Raw genomic sequence first — 6,395 nt, forward strand, 5'->3', positions numbered from 1 at the left:
GGGGTCGACAATGGCAGAGGGTAAGATATTCACAGTCAACGTCACCGTAGGCCAGGAGATCACGACGGCAAACCTAATATACAGCAAGGTCAAGACCTACAACCTTCCGATATATGCCATACTCGCGCCGAGTAAGGTCAGGGGCTATATCTTCGTCGAAGCCCCGAGCAAGAGTGCCGTCGACGAGGCCATCAGGGGAATAAGGCACGCTAAGCGCGTTCTTCCAGGGGAGATACCCTTCAGCGAGATAGAACACTTCCTGGAAGAGAAACCCGCCGTTAGTGGCTTCGAACCGGGGGACATTGTCGAGCTTATAGCGGGACCCTTCAAAGGCGAAAAGGCCAAGGTAGTCAGGGTCGATGAGGGCAAGGACGAGATAGTTGTCGAACTCATAGGTTCCGTCGTCCCCATACCCGTCACGGTGAGGGGCGAATACGTTAGACTTATAAGCAAACGCCAAAAGGAGTGACGGCTGAGACAAAGTCAAGAGGTGAGATGAATGCCGCAGGTAGTCGAAGTTCTCGTTGAAGGTGGAAAGGCCACACCCGGACCGCCACTCGGTCCGGCAATCGGTCCGCTCGGGCTTAACGTTAAGCAGGTCGTTGACGAGATCAACAAAGCCACCAAAGAGTTCGAGGGGATGCAGGTTCCCGTTAGGGTCATCGTCGAGGACTCAAAGAAGAAGACCTTCAGAATCGAGGTAGGAATACCACCGACAAGCCAGCTCATCAAGAAGGAGCTTTCCCTTTCAAAAGGTTCCAGCGAGCCAATCCATAACATCGTCGGGGACCTCACAATGGAGCAGGTCATCAAGATAGCGAAGATGAAGGTTGACCAGATGCTCTCTCCAACGCTTAAGGCTGCGGCCAAGGAAGTTATGGGAACCGCTTTGAGCATGGGGGTCACCATAGAGGGCAATGATCCCCGGGAAGTTCAGAGGAAGGTCGACGAGGGCATCTACGACGAGCTTTTTGAAAAAGCCGAGGAGTGAGGGAAAACTTTAAAAATCTCCTCACAGGTGTGAGAACGATAACCCGCAATCCGGTTTGCCGGTAGGGAGAGGGCTTTGTGCCCTCGAACCCCCTAACTTTGGGGGAGTGCTGTGTTTACCTTTTGACTTAAATCAACAACGAAGAGGAGGGCTGTAAATGGCCTTCGACAGGCAGAAACTCGTGGAAGCGGTGAAGGAGGCAAAGGCCCGGGCTAAGCCGCGGCACTTCACACAGACCATCGAGATAGCAGTCAACCTCAAAGATATAGACCTCCGCAAGCCAGAGAACAGGTTTAAGCTTGAGGTTGTACTGCCCCACGGTCGTGGGAAGGAGCCAAAGATCGCGGTCATCGCTGACGGTGCCGTTGCCGAGGCGGCTAAAAAGCTCGGGCTTGATGTGATTAGTGGAGAGGAACTTGAGGAGCTCGCAAAGAGCCCAAGGCAGGCTAGAAAGCTGGCAAAGAACTACGACTTCTTCATAGCGGCCGCACCGCTTATGCCGAAGATCGGTAGGTACCTCGGTAGGTACCTCGGTCCGAGAAACAAGATGCCAGTGGTCGTTCCGCCGACTATGACGAACCTTGAGCCGATAGTGGAGAAGCTCAAGAAGACCGTCAGGATACAGCTCAAGAACAACCCTGTAGTTCACGCCAGGATCGGTACAGAGAACATGGACGAGGAAAAGCTCGCTGAAAACGCCGAAGCAGTGCTCCACGCCATCATAAACAAGCTGGAGCGCGGTGAGAACCAGGTGAAGTCAGTGTACGTCAAGACCACAATGGGCCCGGCCGTGAAGGTTGAGAGGTGAGGGAGATGGCCCACGTAGCCGAGTGGAAGAAGAAGGAAGTTGAAGAGCTCACCAAGATCATCAAGAGCCACCCAGTGATAGCCCTTGTCGACGTGGCCGGCGTCCCAGCTTACCCGCTCAGCAAGATGCGTGAGAAGCTTCGCGGAAAGGCGCTCCTCCGTGTGAGCAGGAACACCCTTATTGAGCTCGCCATAAAGAGGGCCGCAGAGGAGCTCAGCAACCCTGAGCTTGAGAAACTCGCCGACTACATCCAGGGTGGGGCTGGAATACTTGCAACAGAGATGAACCCCTTCAAGCTCTACAAGCTCCTTGAGGAGAGCAAGACTCCCGCCCCGGCCAAACCAGGCGCGGTCGTTCCTCATGACGTCGTCATACCAGCCGGGCCTACTTCAATCGCCCCGGGCCCACTCGTCGGTGAGATGCAGGCCCTTGGAATCCCGGCGAGGATCGAAAAGGGTAAGGTGAGCATCCAGAAGGACTACACCGTCCTCAAAGCCGGGGAGGTCATCACAGACCAGCTCGCTAGGATCCTCAACGCCCTCGGAATAGAGCCCCTTGAGGTCGGCCTCAACCTCCTAGCGGCCTACGAGGACGGCATCATATACACCCCCGAAGTCCTTGCAATAGACGAGAGCGAGTACATCAACATGCTCCAGCAGGCCTACATGCACGCCTTCAACATGTCCGTTAACACAGCATACCCGACCAAGCAGACGATCGAAGCAATCATCCAGAAGGCCTTCATTGGGGCGAAGAACGTCGCCGTCGAAGCTGGCTATATCACCAAGGAAACCATTGAGGATGTCTTCGGCAGGGCTGTACGCGCTCTCCTGCTCATAGCCCAGAACCTGCCGGAGGAGCTGCTTGACGAGAAGACCAAAGAGCTTTTAAACGCCCAGGCTCAAGTGGCAGTTGCCACACAGCCTCAGGTAGAGGAAAAGGTTGAAGAGGCCGAGGAGGAAGAGGAGGAAGAAGAGGCCTCCGAGGAGGAGGCTCTTGCCGGACTGGGAGCCCTCTTCGGCTGATTTCCTTTCCCTGCATTCCCTAACCACATTAGATGAAAAGAAAAGGATGAAGATGATTGGAGGTGCGAAAAATGGAGTACGTGTATGCCGCTCTGCTGCTCCACGCCGCTGGTAAGGAGATAAACGAGGAGAACCTCAAGGCAGTCCTTGAGGCCGCTGGAATTACCCCAGATGAGGCCAGGATAAAAGCCCTCGTGGCAGCTCTCGAGGGCGTCAACATAGACGAGGTCATCGAGAAGGCTGCCATGCCGGTTGCCGCTCCTGTAGCGGTCGCCGCCGCACCGGCCGAGGCTCCGGCCGAGGCGGCTCAGGAGGAAGAGGAAGAAGAAGAGGAAGAGGAGAAGGAAGAAGAGGCCCTCGCCGGTCTCGGCGCCCTCTTCGGCTGAACCCTCCTCTCTTTTCTTTCAAACTTTGCTCCGCAAAAATTCAAAAAGACTTACTATGAAATCACCAAATAGTCGGCTTCTCAAAAAAGAGCTACAAGCTTTCCGCCAACGCTTTGCGTCAGCAAAGGGTTGCCGTGGTGGGGCCGCCGGGATTCGAACCCGGGTCACGGGCTCCCAAAGCCCGCAGGATAGACCAAGCTACCCCACGGCCCCGCCTGCCCATTTGAACGCCCCAGACTTTATTAAGTTTTTGCATCTCAATACCCGCCGGGGAGGAAAGGACTCACTCCTCCAACTCAACACCGTAGACCTTCTCCGGGTTCTCCACATGAATTTTATGGATATCCTCCTCCGTAAAGAGGCCGTTCTGGAGAAAAGCTTTTGTCCTCCTAGGCACGGTCTTCGGTCCGAGAACTGCCCCTGGTCTTCTCCTGTCGTCTATGTAGTCAGTCTCCATCATGAAGCGATTGCCCTGCTTGATGGCCTCCTCGATGTTCTTCCTGCTGGCTATTATGCTGGGAAAGACTCCCACCTCCTCAGCCACCTTAACCAGCGGTGGTGAGAAGTGCTTAACAACTTTGTAAGGCTTTATTCCAACTTCCTTCACATACTCCCCAAGCTCCCTGAATTTGGCCTCGTCGAAGCTCTCAGTGTGGAGCTGAACCGCACAGTCAGCATCCCCCGCCAGCGCCATCCCGTACTTCATCAGCTCAATGGTTGCTTCCCAGATTCCAAGAGGAACATCGTAGTGGGGTCTGCCTATCTCGCCTATGCCTATCGCCTTCCCATCAAGGCAGAGCCTCTGGGCGTATTCTAAGGCTTTCATGACTTCATTCTTCGCATATTCGATCCCCTTCTCCCTGGCAAGGTAATCGAACTCCGCAGGATGAACTCCAACAACGGCGTAGGCTTTTACTGGAGTTTCCCTGTTGATCTTCTCAACGAGTGCAATGTGAAAATCCATTGCCTTCATGAAATCCTCGGCTTTCATTCCGTTAAAGCCGTAATCGTGGGCGGTCTTGTAAACCACCACCAAGTGCGTTCCCCCAGCGCGGTGGAACTGCTTTACAGCCTCAAGGAAGATGCCGTGGTAAGGGTCAACATGGAAGTGATCGTCCCAGATTATCATACCTCCCACCTCACGACTGGTAGACCTCAACTCTCTCCCCTTTTTTAGCGTTTATTTTCCCCTCAAGGATCAGGGCAACCCTATCACCGTCAACAGCGAAGTCCACCCTTTTTCTGCCCTTCTGGATTTCGCGGATTATCGCGATTCCCCTTCCCTTCACCTTGTAGCCGGGGTAAATCACACCCTCGACCGTTCCGATGACTGTCTCCTTACCCAGAACGTTCATAACCCCCTCAACCCCCAATGTAGCGACCGGTTTTCTGGACGCTATGAATTCTCCATCTGTCTTCGTCTTCTTCCCCCTTAGAAAATCTAGCAGACCCATGCTCCCACCGAAGAAAATCTGAGAAAAGACAGAAAAAGCTTATCCCCTACGAGACATTTCTGCTCGATGTCGTGGAGGAACGACCGAGAGAGGAAGCCTTGTGAAGCTCTTTCTCATGCTTACCCCATCAGAGACCCAAGGAACAGCTCGATGTCCTCTCTATCGTTGTAGAGATGCGGCGAGACCCTAATGCCGTAGTAGCCAAGGAGACCGCGGTGACTTACAGCAATACCCTCCGAAGCGAGCCTCAGGTAAAGCTCCTCCTCCTTCGGGTAGTCCAAACCAGTCCTCACAGTTACTATCGGCGAGTCCGTTGAGAAGACTTCAAGGCCTGAACTGACAACCCCGTCTGCAATGATCCCTGCAAGTCTAAGGTTGTGGCGCTCTATCCTCCCAATTCCAATTTCGTTGATGAGCTTCAGCGATGCCAAGAAGGCCGAGGCAAGTAAATATGGAGGCCCACCGCCGAAATCGAGCCTTCTAACCCCTATGGAGGGCCTCAGCTCACTCCATGGGTCTTTTTCAGGTAGCCCCCACCAGCTACCCCAGTCCCCCCTCGGTGGCTCTTTGTTGAGCAGACCGGTTACAGGTTTTGCTTCCTCAATGAACTCATCGGAGGCATATACTAAGCCCGCCCCTGTGTCCGGGTTGAGCAACCACTTTTCCGAGCCGGCAGAGAGCGCATCAACACCTTCCTTCCGGGGATAGAGCCTCAGTGAGCCGAGGTGCTGAACGGCGTCAACAATGAGCCAGGCGCCGTGCTCGTGGACAACCCCCGAAAGTTCCCGAAGGTCTATCCGCTCGCCAGTCACCCAGTTAACCGAGCTGAGAACCACCGTGAAGGTGTCGTCATCTATACTCTTTTCAATATCTTCGAGGGGATGAAGGCCGTTTTCGTTCTTCACAACCCTGAGCTCAAGCCCAAACCTCCTCGAGTAACTTTTCAGGAGGGCGGGTACCGTCGGAAACTCCGTGTCAAGGGAGACAATGTTCTGGCCCTTCCTTGGCTCAATGGCCATTAGGATTCGCCTTAAGCCCTCGGTCGTCTGAATCGAGAGGCCAACGTTCTCCGGTTTGACTTCCAGCAGTCTTGCCCCTTCCCTCAGGAGGGGCTTCAGGACCAGCTCGTCCATGTAGTCAACGGAGTTTACCTCCCCGTTGAACTCGATAACATCACCGAGGAGCTTCGCTACCTCAAGGATGGCGGTTGAAGGCATCAAACCTGCACTTGCCGTGTTTAGATAGACCTTAAACTTTTTCAGAGCAGGAAAGAGGGACTTCTTCATTGGCATCGCCAGTAGAAAAATTGAGAAGGAGTTTAAGTCAATTTCGAGGTCTTCAGATGACCGCGGGAACACCGGGAATCCTCGGGAAGGGCTGGACTTCCGCTATGTGCTTGGCACCAACCATGTAGCGGATGAGCCTCTCGACGCCTATTCCAGCTCCCGCACTCGGTCTAAGCAGGCCGGCCTTAGCTACATCAAGGTAGGGTCTGAAGGCCTCTTCGCTCAACCCCGAGGAACTTATCTTTGCCAGTATCCTCTCGTATTCCCATTCCCTTTCTCCACCGCTCGAAACCTCGCCGTAACCCTCTGGGAGATAGAGATCGTAGTTCCTCCAGATTCCTTCGATTTCCCTGTCATAGAACTCCCTCGGGATTCCAGTTATCCAGAAAGGCCCTTTCAAAGCCCTGCTCGCCTCATCCTCGCTCCCAAACTCCTCTCGGATTTC

General features: G+C 54.2%; 9 protein-coding genes and 1 tRNA gene. 5 read left to right on the plus strand and 5 right to left on the minus strand.

Annotated features, from left to right (window positions below):
* The first annotated feature begins 10 nt into the window (after positions 1-10).
* The 5 genes from MVD07_RS04810 to rpl12p all read left to right on the plus strand — a co-directional run bounded on the left by MVD07_RS04810 (position 11) and on the right by rpl12p (position 3,210).
* Complete coding sequence (locus MVD07_RS04810) at positions 11-469, plus strand: transcription elongation factor Spt5 (protein WP_297499238.1); 459 nt, start codon at positions 11-13, stop codon at positions 467-469.
* A 30-nt stretch (positions 470-499) separates the two neighbouring features.
* Positions 500-991: a 50S ribosomal protein L11 gene (locus MVD07_RS04815; RefSeq protein WP_297499240.1), complete on the plus strand. Its 492-nt coding sequence runs from the start codon at positions 500-502 to the stop codon at positions 989-991.
* 157 nt (positions 992-1,148) lie between these two features.
* Complete coding sequence (locus MVD07_RS04820) at positions 1,149-1,799, plus strand: 50S ribosomal protein L1 (protein WP_297499241.1); 651 nt, start codon at positions 1,149-1,151, stop codon at positions 1,797-1,799.
* 5 nt (positions 1,800-1,804) lie between these two features.
* Positions 1,805-2,824 carry a 50S ribosomal protein L10 gene (locus MVD07_RS04825; RefSeq protein ID WP_297499264.1) on the plus strand — a complete coding sequence of 340 codons (1,020 nt, stop codon included), beginning with the start codon at positions 1,805-1,807 and terminating at the stop codon, positions 2,822-2,824.
* Between the two features lie 71 nt (positions 2,825-2,895).
* Positions 2,896-3,210 carry a 50S ribosomal protein P1 gene (gene rpl12p / locus MVD07_RS04830; protein WP_297499243.1) on the plus strand — a complete coding sequence of 105 codons (315 nt, stop codon included), beginning with the start codon at positions 2,896-2,898 and terminating at the stop codon, positions 3,208-3,210.
* Positions 3,211-3,345: 135 nt separating this feature from the next.
* Here rpl12p and MVD07_RS04835 read toward each other — a convergent pair.
* The 5 genes from MVD07_RS04835 to MVD07_RS04855 form a co-directional block, all read right to left on the minus strand.
* A tRNA-Pro gene (locus MVD07_RS04835) sits at positions 3,346-3,423 on the minus strand.
* Between the two features lie 70 nt (positions 3,424-3,493).
* Positions 3,494-4,339 (minus strand): TatD family hydrolase, encoded by an 846-nt coding sequence (locus MVD07_RS04840; protein WP_297499245.1) that lies wholly within the window; start codon positions 4,337-4,339, stop codon positions 3,494-3,496.
* 10 nt (positions 4,340-4,349) lie between these two features.
* Complete coding sequence (gene pbp11 / locus MVD07_RS04845; RefSeq protein WP_297499247.1) at positions 4,350-4,664, minus strand: tRNA-binding protein Pbp11; 315 nt, start codon at positions 4,662-4,664, stop codon at positions 4,350-4,352.
* A 119-nt stretch (positions 4,665-4,783) separates the two neighbouring features.
* Positions 4,784-5,956, minus strand: a complete 1,173-nt coding sequence (locus tag MVD07_RS04850; protein WP_366078462.1) for an aminotransferase class V-fold PLP-dependent enzyme — start codon at positions 5,954-5,956, stop codon at positions 4,784-4,786.
* A 46-nt stretch (positions 5,957-6,002) separates the two neighbouring features.
* The coding region (locus MVD07_RS04855; RefSeq protein ID WP_297499249.1) for an amino acid--tRNA ligase-related protein at positions 6,003-6,395 on the minus strand (393 nt) is incomplete at its 5' end.

This window comes from Thermococcus sp., assembly GCF_027008145.1.
GTDB lineage: Archaea > Methanobacteriota_B > Thermococci > Thermococcales > Thermococcaceae > Thermococcus.